The 18,333-nt window shown below is 66.1% G+C and carries 19 protein-coding genes; 5 read left to right on the top strand and 14 right to left on the bottom strand.

The window, feature by feature from the left end:
- Positions 1 to 50: 50 nt before the first annotated feature.
- The 6 genes from JOB34_RS15640 to JOB34_RS15615 form a co-directional block, all read right to left on the bottom strand.
- Positions 51 to 578, bottom strand: a complete 528-nt coding sequence (locus JOB34_RS15640; protein ID WP_208053565.1) for a hypothetical protein — start codon at positions 576 to 578, stop codon at positions 51 to 53.
- The gene (locus JOB34_RS15635) at positions 575 to 892 is read right to left on the bottom strand and encodes a helix-turn-helix transcriptional regulator (RefSeq protein WP_208053564.1); all 318 of its coding nucleotides are present in this window, start codon (positions 890 to 892) and stop codon (positions 575 to 577) included. Before JOB34_RS15635 ends, JOB34_RS15640 begins: the two co-directional genes overlap by 4 nt.
- 28 nt (positions 893 to 920) lie before the next feature.
- Complete coding sequence (locus JOB34_RS15630) at positions 921 to 1,334, bottom strand: hypothetical protein (protein WP_208053563.1); 414 nt, start codon at positions 1,332 to 1,334, stop codon at positions 921 to 923.
- Positions 1,335 to 1,343: 9 nt separating this feature from the next.
- A complete protein-coding gene (locus JOB34_RS15625; RefSeq protein WP_208053562.1) occupies positions 1,344 to 1,700 on the bottom strand; it encodes a hypothetical protein in 357 nt (118 codons plus the stop codon).
- Entirely contained in the window at positions 1,697 to 2,335 is a 639-nt protein-coding gene (locus tag JOB34_RS15620) for a recombinase family protein (RefSeq protein WP_208053561.1), read from the bottom strand. The genes JOB34_RS15625 and JOB34_RS15620 overlap by 4 nt, the downstream gene beginning before the upstream one ends.
- 109 nt (positions 2,336 to 2,444) lie before the next feature.
- On the bottom strand, positions 2,445 to 4,214 hold the full coding sequence (locus JOB34_RS15615; RefSeq protein WP_208053560.1) for a restriction endonuclease: 1,770 nt from the start codon (positions 4,212 to 4,214) through the stop codon (positions 2,445 to 2,447).
- Between the two features lie 17 nt (positions 4,215 to 4,231).
- Between JOB34_RS15615 and JOB34_RS15610 the strand changes: the two genes are divergently transcribed.
- The 4 genes from JOB34_RS15610 (at position 4,232) to JOB34_RS15595 (ending at position 7,125) form a co-directional block, all read left to right on the top strand.
- A complete protein-coding gene (locus JOB34_RS15610) occupies positions 4,232 to 5,278 on the top strand; it encodes a site-specific DNA-methyltransferase (RefSeq protein WP_208053559.1) in 1,047 nt (348 codons plus the stop codon).
- A complete protein-coding gene (locus JOB34_RS15605; protein WP_208053558.1) occupies positions 5,278 to 6,378 on the top strand; it encodes a hypothetical protein in 1,101 nt (366 codons plus the stop codon). The genes JOB34_RS15610 and JOB34_RS15605 overlap by 1 nt, the downstream gene beginning before the upstream one ends.
- Before the next feature lie 112 nt (positions 6,379 to 6,490).
- The gene (locus tag JOB34_RS15600; RefSeq protein ID WP_208053557.1) at positions 6,491 to 6,640 is read left to right on the top strand and encodes a hypothetical protein; all 150 of its coding nucleotides are present in this window, start codon (positions 6,491 to 6,493) and stop codon (positions 6,638 to 6,640) included.
- On the top strand, positions 6,637 to 7,125 hold the full coding sequence (locus JOB34_RS15595) for a hypothetical protein (RefSeq protein WP_208053556.1): 489 nt from the start codon (positions 6,637 to 6,639) through the stop codon (positions 7,123 to 7,125). Before JOB34_RS15600 ends, JOB34_RS15595 begins: the two co-directional genes overlap by 4 nt.
- 86 nt (positions 7,126 to 7,211) lie before the next feature.
- Here the strand turns inward: JOB34_RS15595 and JOB34_RS15590 are convergent, their stop codons facing one another.
- From JOB34_RS15590 to JOB34_RS15560, 7 genes are all read right to left on the bottom strand, one after another.
- Positions 7,212 to 7,739 (bottom strand): hypothetical protein, encoded by a 528-nt coding sequence (locus JOB34_RS15590; protein ID WP_208053555.1) that lies wholly within the window; start codon positions 7,737 to 7,739, stop codon positions 7,212 to 7,214.
- Between the two features lie 628 nt (positions 7,740 to 8,367).
- Positions 8,368 to 8,979 carry a hypothetical protein gene (locus JOB34_RS15585; RefSeq protein WP_208053554.1) on the bottom strand — a complete coding sequence of 204 codons (612 nt, stop codon included), beginning with the start codon at positions 8,977 to 8,979 and terminating at the stop codon, positions 8,368 to 8,370.
- A gap of 2 nt (positions 8,980 to 8,981) precedes the next feature.
- Positions 8,982 to 9,761 carry a ParA family protein gene (locus JOB34_RS15580; RefSeq protein ID WP_208053553.1) on the bottom strand — a complete coding sequence of 260 codons (780 nt, stop codon included), beginning with the start codon at positions 9,759 to 9,761 and terminating at the stop codon, positions 8,982 to 8,984.
- A gap of 91 nt (positions 9,762 to 9,852) precedes the next feature.
- The gene (locus JOB34_RS15575; RefSeq protein WP_208053552.1) at positions 9,853 to 10,272 is read right to left on the bottom strand and encodes a single-stranded DNA-binding protein; all 420 of its coding nucleotides are present in this window, start codon (positions 10,270 to 10,272) and stop codon (positions 9,853 to 9,855) included.
- A 239-nt stretch (positions 10,273 to 10,511) separates the two neighbouring features.
- Positions 10,512 to 10,892, bottom strand: coding sequence for a hypothetical protein (locus tag JOB34_RS15570; RefSeq protein WP_208053551.1), 381 nt, complete (start codon positions 10,890 to 10,892; stop codon positions 10,512 to 10,514).
- Between the two features lie 529 nt (positions 10,893 to 11,421).
- Entirely contained in the window at positions 11,422 to 12,435 is a 1,014-nt protein-coding gene (locus JOB34_RS15565) for a DUF932 domain-containing protein (protein WP_208053550.1), read from the bottom strand.
- A gap of 401 nt (positions 12,436 to 12,836) precedes the next feature.
- Entirely contained in the window at positions 12,837 to 14,192 is a 1,356-nt protein-coding gene (locus tag JOB34_RS15560; RefSeq protein WP_208053549.1) for a ParB N-terminal domain-containing protein, read from the bottom strand.
- Positions 14,193 to 15,635: 1,443 nt separating this feature from the next.
- Between JOB34_RS15560 and JOB34_RS17935 the strand changes: the two genes are divergently transcribed.
- Positions 15,636 to 15,764, top strand: coding sequence for a hypothetical protein (locus JOB34_RS17935; RefSeq protein WP_279538971.1), 129 nt, complete (start codon positions 15,636 to 15,638; stop codon positions 15,762 to 15,764).
- A 763-nt stretch (positions 15,765 to 16,527) separates the two neighbouring features.
- Here the strand turns inward: JOB34_RS17935 and JOB34_RS15555 are convergent.
- Positions 16,528 to 16,959 carry a hypothetical protein gene (locus JOB34_RS15555; protein WP_208053548.1) on the bottom strand — a complete coding sequence of 144 codons (432 nt, stop codon included), beginning with the start codon at positions 16,957 to 16,959 and terminating at the stop codon, positions 16,528 to 16,530.
- Positions 16,960 to 18,333 lie beyond the last annotated feature (1,374 nt).

Raw genomic sequence — 18,333 nt, 5'->3', positions numbered from 1 at the left:
AGCACAGAGGGACTCGAACAACCCCCACGTCGGACAGCGTGGGGGTTGTCTCACTCGTCATGGTGGGCAGGATCGGTCCGCCGCGCGTCGGCGCGTTCATCGGCCCGGCGGGTGAGAAGCCGGAGACGGTAGAGCAGCCCTGCCATGAGCATGCAAGTAATCATGGACGCCGCGTCCGTCCACAGGTTCGGTGTGACGAAACCGAACACCATCCCCTCCACCCCAAGTAGGAGCAACATCCCGAAGAACGCCCTCTGGGTGGGTTTGTCCAACAGGTTGAAGTCGATGAGCTTCTGCAGGTTGCTATCAGCTTTGCGTCGTCGTCGCACGTCTCGCACACGAAGGTGCAGACCGTCGAGGAGGCCGGCGGTCAACACATCCAGCACCCACCGCGGCCGCTCTTTGACGGGAACAGCGGCGTAGTCGGCTCGCAGCTCCCGCCGGCGTGGATCTCGGCGTGGGTAACACGCCAGTGCGAGCCGCAGCAGCAGCTGAGGTGCGACGCCATGCACAAGAGCCACGAGCAGCACCCCGGTGATCCAGGTCCACGGATGCGCGAACAACAGGTGCACGTTCATGCGGTTCCTCCCAGCGGCCGCAGTCTCGAGCGGATGGCGCTGGCTTGGATGCGTGCACCAGCCACGAAGCCACCCATCTCCGCCCGTCCGCGGTCGGTCAGCTCGTAGTACCTGCGCGGTGGACGACCCCCGGTAGCTGCGGGGTCCTCCCAGCCGTCGGTGATCCACTCGGCGTCCAAGAATCTCGTCAGGATCGGGTACAGCGATCCTGACCGGATCCCGGTGGCCTTCGACGTCTCATACCCCCAGTGCTTGTCACCCGGCCGGGACAAGAACTCATCGGCCACGCGCAGTGCTGTCTCGGTCCGCCTCATGACCAGAACGATATAGCACTAGAACTACCTATGTCGAGAAAGACTCGCCGGGCTCGACCGGGACACCCGACCACCCGTGGGATGCCAGCAGCCCTCTCACGGCGTCGAGGCCGGTCTGGCCGAGCTGCGCGGCGACGACGATGTGAGCTGGCCGCACATCCCCCAAGGGCACCTCGACGTAGGGCTTGGCCTCGTCGCCCGAGCTGGTCCCATGGACCAGCTCGGTGGTGCCGGCGATGATGAGCCGGCGTTCTTGTTCCCATTCGTACTTGGCGTCCTTGATCGGGGCGCGCACCATTGCCTCCAGCCGAACCTCGCAGTGCTCGTCGGGGCGGATATTGATATCCGGCATCCGTTTCCCCTCAGGATCGACGTAGAGCGCATCCCTCAAGTGCCCGTGGGCCCGCGTGGCGATCGTTCGCAGGTCTTCTTCGGAGAACACCACCGCGGCCTAGTTGCCGAACTTTCGCCAGTGCTCCGGCAGATCTGCCTTCGCGGTGAAGCAGGTTGTGAACGGAACCGGCTCGTCGAGCTTCTTCACCGCGACCTTGGTGCAGTCGCCCAACGTCATCGCTCGACAGATGTCCTCGACGCCGTAGAGGGTGCCGTCCCCGGTGATGGCGTCATACGACTGCTGCAACAGCCGCACGGCGTCTCGGAGCTCGTCCTCCTGCTGGTGATCCGCGGCCGTCGCCCGCAAGAGCCTCTTATGCGCGATCCCGGCAAGACCGACGCGACCCGTGTAGTGCCACAGATCGGGGCGCGCCGCCGACTCGGAGCGGGAGGCACTGCTGTGAGACGCACTCACAGGGGCAGCTCCATCTCTTCCGAGCCACCGGCCATCGTCGGCCGGGTGGTGGTGGGCGCCACGTATGCACCGCGGCCGGCCAGGGCGTCGTAGAGCGCGCTGCGCGAGACTCCAAGATCTCGGGCGATCTGTGCCTTAGGGATCTTCTGAGTGAGCTGATACCGAGCGGTGGCCACCTGCTCGGCCGTCAGCACCGCGGTGCGCCCCCGGTAGGTGCGCTTGGTCCTTGCTAGCGCGATCCCCTGACGCTGCCGCTCACGGATCAATGACCGCTCCAGCTGAGCGACCGATCCGAGCATGTGCAGAGCGAACTCGGCGTAGGGGTTCTCCTTCCCCTGGGCAAACGTCAACCCCTCGGCCACAAACTCCACGCTGACGCCTTTCGCGGTGCACTGCTGCACGATCTGCGACAGGTCGATGACCGACCGGGCGAGCCGGTCCATCGCGGCGACACGAATGGTGTCGCCCTCGCGCACGTAGTCGATCATCTCGGCCAGCGCGGTCCGCTCTTCCCGGCTGCTGCCGCTGATCCGGTCCACGAACGTCTTGTCGACCTTGCCGACAACGTCGACCTGGCGGTCGACGTTCTGGTCGATCGAGGACACCCGTAGGTAGGCAACTGTCTGAAACCTCACGAGAGGGACATTACCGACACATCTGTCGGAATGATCGAAATCCCCAACCAGAACGACAGCTTTCGGGCTATCTCAATGTGTCGGTTTGGGGTGTACCCCAAAACGACAGTCAGCCCATGTCGCTATCGGGCGCCTCACTGCACTGGCACACAGGGAATCCTCCGACGTGCAACCGAAACTGTCGGTCCTCGGTCTGCACCTCGATCGTCATCGCTTCTTCGGTCGCCCACGATGCAACGACCCGCGCATGCTCGAATCGGGTGTGGAGCTCCCGTCCAAGGTCTAGCTCTTGATCTTTGACCCTTACCTTCAACGGCTGCGTGTCAGTTAACAACCCCTCGTCGGCGATCGAGGCGGCCACAGGTTCTGAGACGTTCAATCGCACTACTAGGTCCTCCGGATAGGTCCCCTCGAGCTCTTGCCCGGACAGCAGCTGCTCCACCTGTGACCACGCACCTATTTCACCGTTGGTGACCGTGGTGAAGTCGGGAGTTTTGATGACCTCTGACGCAGAGGCCTGAATGGCGGCCAGAGCCTTCATCGCCCCTGCGACTAACTGCCAGTCGTGTAGTGGGACGCCGGGTTGGTCGAACAACTTGCTGAACAGCGGGTCGTGCACCGCCGTGGCTGGCCAAGCGTGTCGGCGGCCCAAGTGCACTGTGTTGGGAGCGTGGCAGGCAGACAAGAATCTGAAGATCGGTTCCACGCTAGATACGGGACGGCCGACGAGCTGGCCAAGGGTCAGCGAGATATGGGTGGTTGTCTCGACCAGGTCGGCGGTGATGCCAATCGTCACGAGGGCGTTTTCTTCGGTTAGAACCACCCGCATGCCGGAACTTCCATGACTGCGGTCAGTGCGCGTCAGATCAAGCTGGGCGATTGCCTCACCCTCGGGCGTGCGCACCTCCATCCGGAGGTCGTGGTCTTCGTCGGTCGGCAGGCTGACGGGCAATAGGTGAAGAGTCGCGTTCTCTATGGGTCCCCCGAATCCGCCTGGAGCATCCAGAGTGCCGTCGAATTTGACCTCGCCTGAGACCAAAGGGGCCCCGAACTTGTTGAAATTTTCTAGCTCCTGCGCCGCTGCGGTGCCCACTGGCGCGCTCATGTGACCAGTTCCAATGATGGGCGCGATCTGGGTAGACGCAGCACACCGCGCCACGATGTCGACCTGAACCCACCTGTTTTCGCCGGCCCCCTGAACGCAGGACATCGCTAGACCTGGCTGATCACTCCGGTCCACCATCAGCTTGTGGAGGACTTCCTCTGCAGAGCCCTCTCCCGTGTGGAATACGAACTCATACAGAGGGTCGTCCTGGAGTGCACCCACAGCTCTTCCTAGGCGGTCAACTAATTCGGCTGGGGTAGTGGTCGACTCTACGTTGCTGAGGCCTAGCAAAGATGCCAGCTGCGCCATCTCCGCACCCCGGCGTTCGCGGCCTCCATGCAACCAGTAGTCAATGACATCGGAGTGTTTCGCGGCGAGCTGGTCCACGAAAGTCCGTCCGTGCCACACCGCGGTGACGCCCTCAAACTTGGCCATCAGACCCTGGAGCCACTGGTCTTGCTCTGGAGTGGGGTCCCATGGCAGTACTAGTCGCCACTGCGTGACGTTTAGTTGAGACCAACGAGGGTCGGCGAACAGCGTTGTCAAAGAATCGCTGATGGAGGTCTTTTCTTTGCTCTCGACCTTGGTGTAACGCTTCACTTGGTAGACCACGTCCCGACCAGGTCCGTCACCGTCGCGTAGCAAAATGTCCACCCCGCCGTCCCCTTGCGATGGGGTGATGCGTGTCGACGTCGGGTACTCCCGATTGACCAACATGGCAACAACGGCCTCAGTCGTCTCGCCTGGGAGCGCTGTCCATTCCACCAAGCTCATGCGATCAGTATCGACCTGTGGTGCGCGCGCTTCTCGAGCCTGATGGCCCGAACCAGCTCAGCAAACGCCGAACAGCTCAGTGGTTCGTGGATCAAGACCCGGCGGGGGGGCACGGCAACTCCCACATCATCGACGAAGATGGCGCCATGCCCTTGCAGTCCGTGCCCCCTGTCGGCCCAAGCGTTCCGGCGACACCGGACACCGCTTTGCAGCACCTGCTGTCGGAGGGTGTGACCTGGGGGGATGCGACGCGTTGGTTGCCGGCACTGCCAGCGGGCGGGGTTGATCTGTTCTTCACCTCGCCGCCGTACGCGGACCAGCGGGCCTACAGCCGAATTCATCCCGACCGTTACGTGGAGTGGTTCCTTCCGTTTGCCCGGGCCATGTTCGACGCGACGGCCGACACCGGGTCGCTCGTGATCAACATCAAGAACCGCGTTGCCAAAGACGGTCCACTTCGAGGACAACGCCACCCGTACGTCTTCCAGCTTGTCATCGCCCTGCAGAACATGGGGTGGCGATGGATCGAGGACTACATCTGGCAGAAGCCGAACGCGATCCCGGGCAAGTTCGGCCCGCGGACCAAAGACTCGTTCGAGCACGTCTTCCACTTTGCCCGCGGCGCCAAGCCCCATTTCGACCTGGACGCGGTCCGCGTGCCGTACAAGACCAGTGAGGATGAGATCCAGCGCCGCAAACTGGACACCAACGGCCGGCGCACCACAGAGGCCGGGTTTGGTCGCGACCGGGTCTCCACCTACAAGCACGGTGGCGCCGACCCGGGCAACGTGATCCCGGTCAGCCAGACCTACAACCAACACCGCGGGGTCGCCCACACCGCACCCATGCCCGAAGGCCTCGCCGAATTCTTCATCAGCTCGATGACCCCCACCGGTGGTGTCGTTGTCGACCCCTTCGCCGGCGGCGGCACCACCGCCGTGGTCGCGCGCCGCCTTGGACGGCGGGTCGGGGGTCTAGAGATACACCAGGAGTACGTCGATGCGGCCCAACGCCGCATCGCCACCGACGCGCAACGCCTCACCCAGCGCGGCGACGTGGGTTGATGGCCAGCATTGAGCAGACGGTCCGTCGGATCGTCGACGCTGACGGCTGGGACCAGCGGGTAGCGCAGATCCGGCTCGTATCACAGAACCACGGCACTGCCGAGCACCAAGAGATCTTCGCCGCGGTGGCCAAGGAGGCCTACGTTCCGCACCTGGCCCCCGATTTCGCCTACGTCCACTCGTTTGCCCCGTACGAACTGCCTGAGTTCGAAGCCGCATACGCTGCCGCTGCTGAGGGGACCAGCAACTTCACCGCTGTCACCGAAGACACCCTGACCGCGCTCATCGTCGAGCAACCCCATTCGCTGCTCGCGTTGCGCACAATCTTGGGGCTGCTGAGTAAGGAATTCGCTAGCGCGACCCAGCTCGTCGCAGAGCCCCTGGGATTGAAGCCATTGTCCAGTGGTCGCGTTGAAGGCATGGAACGTCGCGGCAGCCGGCCCACGGTCGAGCAGGCCCGGCTCGCCGCCCTCACCATCGTCGCCGTCATGGATGGGTCCCTGTTTGGAGACCCCCCTGGGGGCCTGCACACCAAGCAAGAGAAGTACGACACCCAAGGTGGATGGCCCACTGTTCAACGACTTGCCCGCGACGGGGTCCCCTACGCCGCGTTCCTTCACCAGCGCCACTACGGCGGAGCGTTCCGCCAGCTGCTCGATGCCACCTCCACTCAACGAGGCAACCTCCTGGAAGACAGCGTCGAAGAGCTGTTCACCTCCCACGGCATTCACCACATCAGGACCGGAAGCCACAACCAGGCGGACATCGCCAACCGTTTCGAGATCCACGTCGCACCCGCTCCCGATTTCGTCGTCTACGACGAGGCGGGTGCGCTACGAGCAATGCTGGAATGCAAACTGGTCAACGACGGCGGAACGGCCAGAGACAAGGCACTGCGGTTCGAACGCCTCCGAGCCGAAGCGATCCGACTCGGCGGAGTGCCCCTCTTCGCAGTCCTTGCCGGCCTTGGGTGGAGCCGCGTCAACGACACCCTCGGACCCGTCGTACGTGACACAGACGGCCGAGTGTTTACCTTGGCCACCCTGCCGGAGATGCTGAGCGTGTCACCGTTCCCCAGCTTGCTCGCAGCGGCTCCCTAAGCCTCAGCTGACCAAGGGCTGCCCGCCGGCGGTGGTGTGAGCTACAGCCGGCCACGCCCGCCACGTGTCGCCCTGCGGCCGTTTGTCATAACAGCTGCCCATACTCGGTTCTATGAGCGACCAGGACGCATCGACCGAACCAGAACCTTCTGACGAGACGCACGAAGAGCTGCCCGACACCTCGTGGCTGAGCGCCGAAGAAATCAAAGAGGGGCCCAAACCCCCAACAGCACCAGACACGATCATCTTCAAGGACCAATGAACCCGGACACGGGCATCGAATACGCCGGCTACATCGAGGCTGAGCTAGCAACGGAACGAGAGCGCACCGACCGTTTGCTGGGGCGCGCCACCCGCATACAGCAGCTTGGCGGAGCTGTGGTCACAGTGTTCGCGGCCCTCTTGGGTGCCTTTGGCAGAGGCCCGTTGCGGACGTGGAGCGGTCTAGTGTTCGCGGCGTTCGTCGTCTCAGTGGCTGCGGCCCTAGTGGCATCGCTGATCGCCGAGTGGTCCCGCAGTTTCGAGGTCTCTGACGCCGAGACCTTCAACCACATGACCACTGACAAGTGGAATGACCCATCCCCCCACGCGCGACTAGCGGTTGCACGAGCGCGAGCGGACGCGATCAAATCGCTGAGAGCGGCGAACAACAAGCGGGTGGGGTACGTCGACGCCGGGAACATCGCTGTCCTGGTCGCGTTGGTCCTCGGCGCCACCGAATCGACCCTGCGCGCAACGGGCCACTGAACGATCACGCCTGGAAGCTGAGGCCAGACAAGGACATAGCCTGACCGGGAGGCAGACCGCCGCGCGTGGCCGGCGCCGGCGCATCGCTAACTCCGGGGCCGTCCTCTGTGGTTCACCGTCGGGTTGTGCGGCTTGGTTGACGACTTTGAGTTGCTGCGACATACCGCGTCGACCGTGGCACCACACGTAGGACAAGGGTGGGAAAGGTCTTGTGTTGCCCGCAGGTCACGCTCGAATCCATCTACAACATCAGTAGCCGGCGCCGACACGGCATCGCGGATGGCTTCCTCGACCGTGGTCTGGTTGCGGGTAAGAACCGAGTGAAATTCGTCGTGATCCTTCAAGAGAGCGGCGAACATTGCCTGTGGCAGCACGGCCCACAGGGCACGCTGGATGACGGGGAACGGCCTGGGTCCGCCGAAGTCCCCGTTGAGAAGGCGCGCACCGTCCTTGCGCGCCTCGGCGATCGCCACCATCTCCAGGTAGTGAAGCGTGACCTGGTCTTCAGCGACTGCAAGCAGCCGTTTCTCAAGCCCGGCAACCCCTCGCTCGGCGATCACCTCCTGGATGGCGTGGCCACTACCGAAATAACTGTCCAGGCTCTTTCGGTCCAACCGTCGGCTCTGTCCGATGTAGGACCACCCTTGCTCAGCGCAGTCCGTTCGGTATACGTACCCGATCGCACCGGGTGGCAGTTCGATACCCGTGCTCAAATTCTCCGCCTCTATTAGTTACCGGTAACTCGGAACTTCTCGATGTCACCGTCACGGCTGGTGTGCGCCTCGGCGTGCTGGACGGGCCGGTGCTGGCACGGGCACGACGCGTACATCAGCTGTGTGCGTTTGGCGTCGTCGCAGTCGCCTGCGGCGTGGCCGGGCACCTGGCATGGTTCGCAGATCATCGGCCACTCCCCCGCTCTCGGTGCCGCCCAACCATCAACGCCACCGCCAGCACCGTCGCTGTCAGGCCCGCCAGGACCGCTGCGTCGATCGCGAGGGTTGGTGCGTTCATCACGACCAACACGATCGCGCACAGCGCGCCGAGTACGCCCAAGGCGCCGGCTGTGATCTGGTCGTTCTCGCGTCGGCGAGATCTCGTATCGTCATTCATTGCTGGGGCTCCTTCCCCGGTAGGGCCTGGCGGGTGTTCACGCACCCGTCAGGCCATTTTGTTCCTGATCCCTGACATATGTCGCTCTAGTGCTTTTGGTGCAACATATCGTAAATGGGCAAGGGGTGCAAGTTATGCAGGCGGGAGGCCGACCCGTGTGGCGGGCCCGGGTAGTCGCCCCTTCACCACGGGCAGTTCGCCGCCGGCACGTTGACGGGCGTCGGCGATGGCGGCGCGAATGGCGCGGGTGATGAACTCGCTGCGGGAGCGCACCTGGTTGTGTTCCAGGTCGACCCGCTGGGCGCGTTGCATGGCCTCGACATCGGCGGTGGGGATGTTGAACGGTCGCGCGAGTGTCTTGCCGTCGCTGCTGGGAACCGGCTCGAGGAGGGCTCCTTCGCGGGCGGCGGTGTTCAGTTGGGCGTAGTTGTTCAGCGCTTGGCCGATCCATCGGGCGAAGCTGTCCGGGCTGCCGGGGACGCGCTGCAGGTCGGCCACGTACGCCCCTCGTGCGAGTGGGAGCAGTTCGTGGTGTGGCCAGTAGGTCGCGATCCGCTGGGTGCCTGGTGGTGCTTCGGATGGGTGGTTGTTGGTCTTGCGTTGCGCTGCAGCGGATGGCGCAGGTGAGGGTGCGCTGGCCGGCGTTTCTGGTGCAGCGTCCTTGGTGGTCGGTGGTGAGGTCGTCGCGGGGGTGAAGTAACTGGACCCGGCAAGGCTGCTCTTGCGGGCGGGGGGCCTGGGCATACTCAGATCTCCTTGGTGATCGCGTGGAACAGCTGCTGGTACAGGTCGCCCAGGGCGTACCCGCCGGGCCATTGGTCCAGGCCGTAACCACTGTCGGTGGCGTCCTGGATCGCGGCGCGCTGGGGGATGACGGGTTCGAGCACGGGCAGGCCGCTGGTCTCCAGCTCGGCCAGGCGGTCGCGGTGGCCGACCCTGCGGGAGTCGTAGCCGTTGACCACCACTCCCCCGACCTTGAGGTGGGGGTTGTAGTAACCGCGAATCTCCTCGATGGTGCCCAGCAACGCCGACAGGCCCTCGCTGGCCAGGAATGCGGGTGCGGTGACCACCACTGCGGAGCTGGCGGCCACCAGAGCGTTGTGCATCAACGTGTTGAGGTCTGGGGCGCAATCGATCAGCACCAGGTCGTAGCCCTGTACGCCGGACACGGCGTCGGCGAGGCGACGTTCACGGCCGAGTGGCGTGGTGATGAGTTCGTCCCGCACCGCGGCAAGAGTGCGGTTGGTGGCCGGAGCGACCTGGATCCCCTCCCATAGTCCCGGCGTGAGCACATCGGCTAACGCCACGTCCTGCACACGGGGACTGAGGACGTCGGCGATCGTCAACTCATCGGCCGCAACTGACCCGTTCCTGGCCAGGATGGCTGTCAGGCTCCCCTGCGGGTCTAAGTCGATCGCGAGGACCCGTCGTCCGTCACGGGCTGCCGCGCGGGCCAGGTGGTAACAGGTGGTGGTCTTGCCAACGCCGCCCTTTTGGTTGCAAACGGCAATTGTCGGAGTACTCATCGAGGCTCGCCCCCTTTCTGAGGTGGTGCACAAGTGGGCCGATGGGGCCAGCCCGTCTGGATGGGCCGGCCCCATGCATCTGGGTGATGGTTCACCACGGTGGTTCCGGGCCGAGATCCGGTGTCGACTCCCCCGCGGCGGCAACGTGCTGGCGGGGCGCGCTCTTGCGCAGCTGCACCTCTTGGCCTGGCATGACTGCCCAGGTGTCCGCGTTCACTTCGTACGCGATCCCTCCGCTGCCATCGGAGCGGTTGAAGTTGCGCACTGTGTACCGGCCGGCGAATTGGATCGCGATGTTGCCGTTTGCGTTGGCGGCCTCGACGAGCTGCTCGGCCTGGCGGCCGAAGACTCGCACCGTGTAGGGGATGCTGCTGGTTTCGCGCCACTCCCCCGCGGGATCTTGTTCGTAGTCGTTATGGATCACCCGCGCCTCGGTCCAGGCGTTGCCGGCTTTGGACTGGCGCAGCTCGGGTGCCTGCGTGAGGTTGCCGGTCTGGATGAGATAGCTCATCGCGGTTCCTTTCGGTGGGTTGGGGTGGTTGGCCCCGGTGTTGTGCTGACATGTCCATTATCGTTTACAAGTGCTATATATGCAAGTAATACGGGCGATATATATGCAAGATTTGGCAGAATTTCTGTAGCCGCTGAGACGGCTGCCAGTTGATAGAGTCGGTCTTGCTTTCGGCGGGTGGTTCCGCCGTTGTGCTGACATAGACCGCCCCGTCCTTTGGTCGGGGCGGTCTTGTCGTCTCAGAAGTGGGTCTCGTCGGCTGCGGGGGGTGTCTGGCTGTAACAGTCATGCCGGTAGACGCCTGCTCCCCCTGCCGTTGCGCAGACCGGGCTCATCGCCCCACAGTCCTCGCACCATGCGCGCCAGCCCTGCGTCACTTCCGCGACGATGAGGGGGCCGCCAGCCTCCATCCTGGCGACAAGGGCACGCACACTGCGCAACTCCTCCTCGAAGGCTTTCTGCCGCCTGGCGTGCCCTGCACGGATGGTGCGGGCCTCCTCGGTCTGCAGGAGCTCGCTGGGATCCTTAGGTGGGCGCATGATCGCGTCCACCTTTTGGCGGCGAATCCGCCTGCGTTCCAGGTGATCGAGCTCGTCGTGAACTTGCTGCAGCGCGGTCATTGCTGCGCGGCTATTAAGAGTCATCGCGGTTCCTTTCGGTGGGTTGGGGTGGTTGGCCCCGGTGTTGTGCTGACATGTCTATTATGTCTTATGTGTTTAAGTAGTGCAAGGGATTTCTCAACGCAAAGTAGACGCCTCCGGCACGGACGCCCTGCGGGTGCCGTGGCAGCTGCCAGCTTGTCGTGACGAAACTGTTCGCAGCGGCAGGTAGCGCGGGGAGCAGTCCCCACTCCGCCGTGGGACCCCACCCCTCGTCTCCAGCTCGCGCGGAGCGCGCGTGGTACCCACTCACGTCAGTTGCGCGGTGCCCCCGGCAACCACCCGTGCCTACGAGTGCCTACCTGCGCCGGCTGCCGGGCGTAGGGGAGTGGTCCCCGGGGGATCGGGCGGAGCACGAGCCCCGGGCGGCGACCCGGAGAGCGGCAGCCGGCGCCACATCGAGCACGGCACAGGCCGCAGGCCGTGACCGCTCTGCACGCCCGGCGGGCGGGATCTCGCACCGGGTGAGGGTGCGAGATCCCGTGGGCAGTTACACCGCCGCGGTGGCCAATCGCCAGGCGCGGGTCTTGGTGGCGGTGGCATCGGGGGAGGTGATGGACCGCAGCGCCCGGGCGGTGACCTTGTCGGCCCCCTTGGCGCGGACCGGCTGCACGTGGTCGACGTACTCCGCGATGGCCTGATACCCGGCCCACCGGGTGCCCCGGATGCCGTCCTGGGTGTCCGCGTCGTGCCACAAGTGACCAAGGGCCCGGGTCCTGGTCGCGGTGGCCTTCTTCGTGCGAGCCGGGGCGTCCTTGTCGGGCGTGCCGTAGATGCCCTCGACCAGCTCCCAGAACTGACCATCGGTCATCGCCTGGTCGACCAGCGCATCGGCTTCGGCCTGGAAGGCCTGCGCATAGGCGAACGTCAGGCCCAGGGCGTCCCGGGCGGCTTGCACCTGGGCGCGGGCGTTGCGGGTGTGGCGGATGCTCACCGTTCCGGTCGCATTGCGCAGCGCGGCCGCCTGAGTGTTCGCGCAGACAATCCGGGTCGGGGTCAGCAGCAACCGGAACGCACTCGACCCGTCGTGGGAGTTCAGCGCGGCGATGTTCAGCTGGACCTCATCAGACCCGCCGACCCTGATCGTCTCGGGCATCTGCAGAGTGATGAACGTCTGACGGCCCCCACGCAACGACCCGGCGGTGTCGAAGATCGCCCCGGACTCATCCACCAACGTGTTCAGGAACTGAGCGTGGTCCTCGTTCTGGAGCACGGTGTAGGAGCCCCCGACGACGCCCAGGGCCTCCGGATGCCCGGTGAAGGGGCTGGTGCGCACGGTGGCGAACTGGCCCGGGATCTCCAACGTGGTGACCCCGTCCTCATCCAACACGGCCGTCTGGAGCGGGGACTTGCGCACATCCCAGCCGCCCAGCTTCCCCAGCGTCATTGCCTCCTCAGCGGTGAACGCGCGATCGCGCACCACGGTGCCCAGTCGGTGCCACGCGTCCTGTCGTGCGAAGACTGCTGCGGCCTGGGTTCCGTAGGTGTCCAGTTCGTGAGCCATGGTGTGCCTCTCGGTAGTGGGGTGGTTAGTCCCGGTGTTGTGCTGACATGTCTATTATGTCGTATATGTGCAAGTAGTGCAAGGAGTTTGGTGCACATTTCTCGAGTTTCTTGGGGAGTAGGCGCCGTGCGGGTCGTTCGCCCTGCGGGTGCCGTGGCAGGTGCTCGCTGTCGATGCGGTCGTGTTCACCGCGGCGGGTAGCGCGGGGAGTGTCACTGACTCCGCATCGGACCCCACCCCCTCGTCTTTAGCTCGCGCGCAGCGCGCTTCGTACCCACCCACGCCAGCCGGCGCCGCATTGAGCACGGCACAGGCCGCAGGCCGTGACCGCTCATGCGGCCCTGTGGGGCGCTATGGGGCGGTGGCGGCACTCACGGGTGTGAGTGCCGCCACCTGTCCTGTTAGGCGCTCCTGCGGGCGCGTGCGGGCTTCTTGGTGGCCTTGGGCACCAGCAGCCGCTCGACGGGACCGGGGGTGTAGCCCCAGGCGATCATCGCGGCCATCATCCGGGTGTCCGTGGCGCTGGGGGAGCGCCACGTCATCCGGTTGGTGCCCTGGTCCCAGGCGGTCAGGATCAGCGCGGCCGCGTGCCGGGTCGCAGCCGGGGCGCTCATCCGGTCGATCCGGGCGGCGTCCTTGCTCTCCTGGTAGGTCCGCGCGGGGGTCTCACCGCGCGCTACGGCGTGGGCGATGAACCGTTCGACGTCGGCCAGCTTGCCGCTGCCCTTGGCGAAGTTGGTCAGCCAGTCGGCGCGGACCTTCTCGGACGCATCCCAGGCCTTGTTGTTGTCGATCACGGTGCGCCGTTCGGCTTTCTGCTCCTCACTCATCGGCCCGCCGACCGGCTGGGTGCGCCCGTAGGGGTCGGCCACGGTGTGCCCATTGCCCTTGGGGTCGGTGCACACGTACACCGGCTCGTACTCGGGGCCGTCGTGGTCCCACGCGTAGCCGCTGCGCAGCCAGACCGCGTGCCCGGGGCAGGTGCGGTGCTCCTCTGCCTCGATCGGGCGGGTTGCCTCCCGGGTTCCCAGCAGCCGCGACACCTCGGTGGTGGGGGAGTCGTAGGACGGGCGGTCGATGACGGTGACACCGTCCTCACGGAATGACTCCGCCGCCGCCGCGTACACGGCCTGGCGTGCCCGCTCGTCGCGGGCCTGCTGGATCACGTGGGCGGTGCTCTCGCCCTCGGTGGCGGCGGCCACGATCGCGGTCACCACCTGCTCGTCGTCCTCGAACTCGGCGATCGCGGCCGCGTCCAGCAGCGACAGGCTGTCCTGGTGCTCGGCCAAGGCCGCCGTGGCGGTGGCTGAGGCGGTGGCCGCCGTTGCGGCCTCGATCTCGTCCTTGGGGCGGTGGGTGCGCTTGGCGATCTGCGCCGCCGTCAGACCCAGGCCGGTCAACTGCTCGTAAGCGATCCGCCGGTCGGCGGTGCTGATCGGGGCGCGGTGGTCGTTCTCGGCCATCTGCGCCACGATCCGCAGCGCGTCATCGTCGGCGGCGTCGATGACCCGGACCGGGATCGTCGCCAGCTCGGCCGCGATCGCGCCCAGGGTCCGGCGCTGGCCGTAGCGGACGCGGACCTCGTCCCCGTCCCGGACGGCGGTGACCGGTTCCAGGACGCCCAGGTCACGCAGCGACGCGACAAACTCGGTGTCGAGTTGCACGTCTGCGCGCACGTTCGCGGCGACGACCAGCGTGCGGGGGTCCAGCTCTTCGACCGCTCCGATGGTGGCGGTTGCTGTAGCGGTAGTGCTCATCTGTTGCTCTCTTTCGGTGGGTTGGGGTGGTTGGGCCCCGGTGTTGTGCTGACATGTCCATTATGATGCATATATGCAAGTAGTGCAAGGGGTTGGCCCATTTTCCGGCGCATTTTTCCGGTGAAACACCCACCGAAGTAGTCGCCTCGTGGGTCGCACGCCCTGCGGGTGCCGTGGCAGGTGCTGGCTTGTCGTCGCGCGCCTGGTGCTCATCGTGAGGCAGCGCGGGGGCGTGGCTGTACTGGCGCAGGGGCTACCCCCTCGTCGGTGCTGCTGTTCGCGGCTGCTCCTGGACGTGGGGCGCCTTGTGGAAGGTCACAGGACTGGCGGCCGCGCCTGGCCGGCGCTCGGCCGTCAGGCCGACCAAACCGGTCGTGAGGGGTGCTGCTCTCGCCTGGTGCGCGAACCTGCAGGGGAGTCGTGCACCAGGCGAGAACTGCAGCGTGCCGGGAGTTACCAGGGGGGGGAGGCCTCGACCGGCACTAGGTTTCACGGTAGGCGCATGCGTAGGGGCTGCGCTAGGGGTGTCGCCCCGCTCTGAGACAAGTGGGGCGACACCCCGCCGCGTTAGCGGCCGGTGTGCCGTTGTTGGGCGTGGATCTGTGCCAGCAGGAGCAGCGTGAGCAGCTGCGTGATGGCGACCATGATCGGTTCTCCTTCCGGTTGTCGGTGGGCCTGGCTAAGGTGTCGGGCGGGGACCGGACCGGCTCTTACCGACCCGGCCCCCTGACCCGGCTAGCGGCGAGTTACTCGCCTACGACGCCGTCGAGCTGGTACTCGGCGGCGTCGCTCGCTGTCGCGGCGGCGTGTGCTCACTGCCGTGCCGAGCGTCACGATCGCGGTGATGAGCGTGACCACCGAAGTGATCAGCTCGAGTGCGTGTTGTGCGTTCGACACCTGGTGTTCCTCCTTCCTCAACTCGATGAACCGACCGTCGGCGGAGGTGCCGCGATCGGGCCCGCATGGGGCGACCCCTGGACAGCACGGTGAGGGTGGGCCGTCCAGGCCGGAGAGTCCCGGCGGGTGGCCGCGAAATAAGCGCAGCGCGTGGCCACCTGGTGGGGCGTGCCTTGACGGGTCGGGCCCCCGGCGTGCTGGGCTGGGTGAGCCCTGTGCGTGCCAAACCCGACCACCCACGGACCCCGACCGGCCCGCAGGGCCGCAATAGCGCGGGCCGGCGCAGCCGGCGCCGCTCTGAGGTTGTGAACGTTGCTGGACGGTCGCGGGGCGTGCGTGGGGGTCCAGGCGGCCGTAGGCCCCGCACCGCGGCGCCGGAGGCGGCCTGGAGGCCCACCCGTCCCCGCGACATACCCCCAGCTGGCAGCGGGAGCCAGCCGCGAGCTGCAGGGGACCGGGCCGGCACGGGGTTGGCCGGCCGATCACAGCGCCGAAGCGCAGCGAAGGCCCCGCAGACACCGCGGTGGACGGGGCAAAATTTGAAGCGTGTTCCACTACCGCGGGCGTGGCCCGCTCTCACCCCTGCAGGCGTTCGGCGCGCTGCTCAGTATCGCGGTCGTGGTGGGCGGCCCGATCGTGCTGGCCCACCTGCACATTCACACAAGCAGCTGGTGAGGAGGGGAGGGGGCCGGTGGTGAGAGGTGGCGGGCACGCCCCAGCGGTCACCGAGGACCTGGAGCAGGGTTCACAGGCGGCTGGTCGACGCCCGTAGGTGTGCCGGTGGCCGTGCACAGGTCGCGTCACGGTCTGATGTCGAACGCGTGTTCGAATACGCTGGGCGGGGTGGGGCAGTCCAGGTCGGAACGCACGTGGCCACGGCCGCGCACGACCCGGCACGTGTGGGTTCGCTCGCGGGACCTGCACCCGCACCAGCCCCCGGATCAGGGCCTGATCGTGGCCTGGCGGCGGCGCTCCTGGGAATGGCAGGCCCTGGTGGTGGTCGTACGGTCACGGCCGGGGGAGGAGCCAGTCACTGTGCAGCGGTGGGTGCCGGCCAAGGACCTGCGGCCGGTGCCGGCCGACCCGAACCGGGCGTTCGGTTTGCGTTGAAAGCCTCGCGGGTATGCAGAACGGCCGCGCCGACAGGGGGAGGCAGCGCGACCGTTCTGGACTGTGAGGCGGGGTCAGCCGCCGTTACCGACGCGACCCGCAACGAGGCCCCCATCCCCGACGTTGCGACCTCCACCGACACGGGTGGAGTCAATGCCGCCACCCCCGCGACTGAAGCCGCCGCCACGGTTGTCCTCGACAATGCGCCCAGTTCCAGTGTGCTGCTGCATGTAGTCCTCCCTGACCTTGTGCGGTCGTCGACCGGTTAGTCGAACGTTTCGCACGGTAACGGTGGTGGATGCGGGCTGGCTAGGTCCGGTTCGGAGGGTTAGAACGGGGGTTCTTCGACATTCCAGCCGTCAGCCTCGACTTGGTCGACTTTGTGCTGGCGCCGGTGAGCGGGATCCGGGCAAGGCCGGGCCCCGTCGAGCCGGCCGTGGGCGTCCAGGACCTCGATCCACCCATCGCACCCAGGCCGACCGCACGTTCCACCAGCAACCGGAAAGGGGGCGGCGATAGTGAACGCGGCGGTGGGGTGGTCGGCTTGTTCGTCCAGTTCGCGCAGCATCGCCGCGAACAGCGCCGCCGGTCGGGTCCGTACGGACCGGTCGGCCAGTGGGGAGCGCCAGCCGCGCAGGAAAGCGAGGTCGGACAACGCCAGCAGCAGGTCCTGGGCATTCCAGGACGGTGTGCAGGTGGTGAATCGGGTCAGCGCCGGGGAAAGGCGCCGCGGGCCCTCAGAGGCCAGCCACGGCAGCATGTGAGCCATCTGCAGCGCCAGTCGGCGGACACCGCCCGGGTCAGCCCTTCCTGGTGGAGGCTGGCGCGGCGAAGCCGCGTCCTTTTTCTGGCCGCATGCGGCCGTTTGTGGCTTGACGGAAGGGTTCTCACAGTCCAGGTTGGCTGGGAGTGAGGTACCTCTGGTAGGGGTATCTATCCACAAGTGGGAGGGGACCGTAGCGGGGCTGGTGAAAGCCACCTCTGTAGATAACCCGCGCTGCCTAGATCCTCGGCGGCGGGCGGCAGTGCACTCGGTGACGTTGAGCATTCGACCGGTCTGGATCACGACCTCCAGGCCGATCTCACGTGCCACCCGTTGGCACACCTTGACCGCGTTCACGCCCACCTGCAGGACGCTGGCAATGGTGTCGGGGCGAACTATGCACCGCCGGCCAGTGCCAGCCAGGGCGTACCCAGAGCGAACGGTCAGGTAGCGGCGCAGCAGCTGAGGGGACACGCGCCGGTGCAGGGTGTCTGCATGCACCGCCAGTGCGACGGGCACGACGCACGTCAGCCAGTGCTCACGGCTGACCCAGACGGGTACGCGCGCATACGCACCGTCCGGGGCGTAGGTGTGATGGCCGCGGGTGGCGTTCTGCGGGCCGCGGTCGTCCTGGTGCCACCGCGGCAACACCGCAGGTCGACGACGGCAGGACAGCTCCACGTACGCCGCGTCAACCGGGGCGCACGCGCGGTGAGTGAAGACACGCGCACGATCCGTCGGGACGAAACCTTGGCGTGTCAGGGCAGCATGAGTTATCTTAGGCAGCACGAAGCCACCTCTCAGGGCGAGTAACGATTCGTAGCCGGCTGGTAACCGGCGCAGAACTTAAGAGCTAGACGACAGGCCGCCGCGGGAACGGCGGCCTTTGTCGTGTCAGGGCACTGCCCTGATCGGGGTTATCCAGCCAACGGCAGCCTCTGCTGTTGCACTCGTCGCCGCTGACGCCGAGTGGGGTTCTCGGCACCAAACACGCGGCGCTCTAGGAGGGCTTGCACGCTAATGCCTGCCTCGCTGGCGTCAGCGTGGAGCTTCTCGCGTTGCCAGCGGAGCATCCGTAGCTCGCTGGACACAGCGTCGTAAGCACGTCGCGGCGCATCGGCGGGAGCGTTCTGGGGGGTCACGGCGGCTGCCTCAAACACGAGGCGCTGTAGGAGGGCTTGCACGCTGATGCCTGCCTCGCTGGCGTCAGCGTGGAGCTTCTCGCGTTGCCAGCGGAGCATCCGTAGCTCGCTGGACACAGCATCGGTGGCTCTTTGCTCAGTTACCGACCCGTCCATGACTCGATCTAACTGCCTGAAGGTCACTAGTACTAGCAGCACGCATCGGCGTGTCGCACAATCTTTTGATCGT

Origin of the sequence: Allobranchiibius sp. GilTou38 (assembly GCF_017565325.1) — a bacterium.
Lineage (GTDB): Bacteria > Actinomycetota > Actinomycetes > Actinomycetales > Dermatophilaceae > Allobranchiibius > Allobranchiibius huperziae.
The sequence above is the reverse complement of the archived record's forward strand: the minus strand, read 5'-3'. Positions and strand labels throughout refer to the sequence as shown.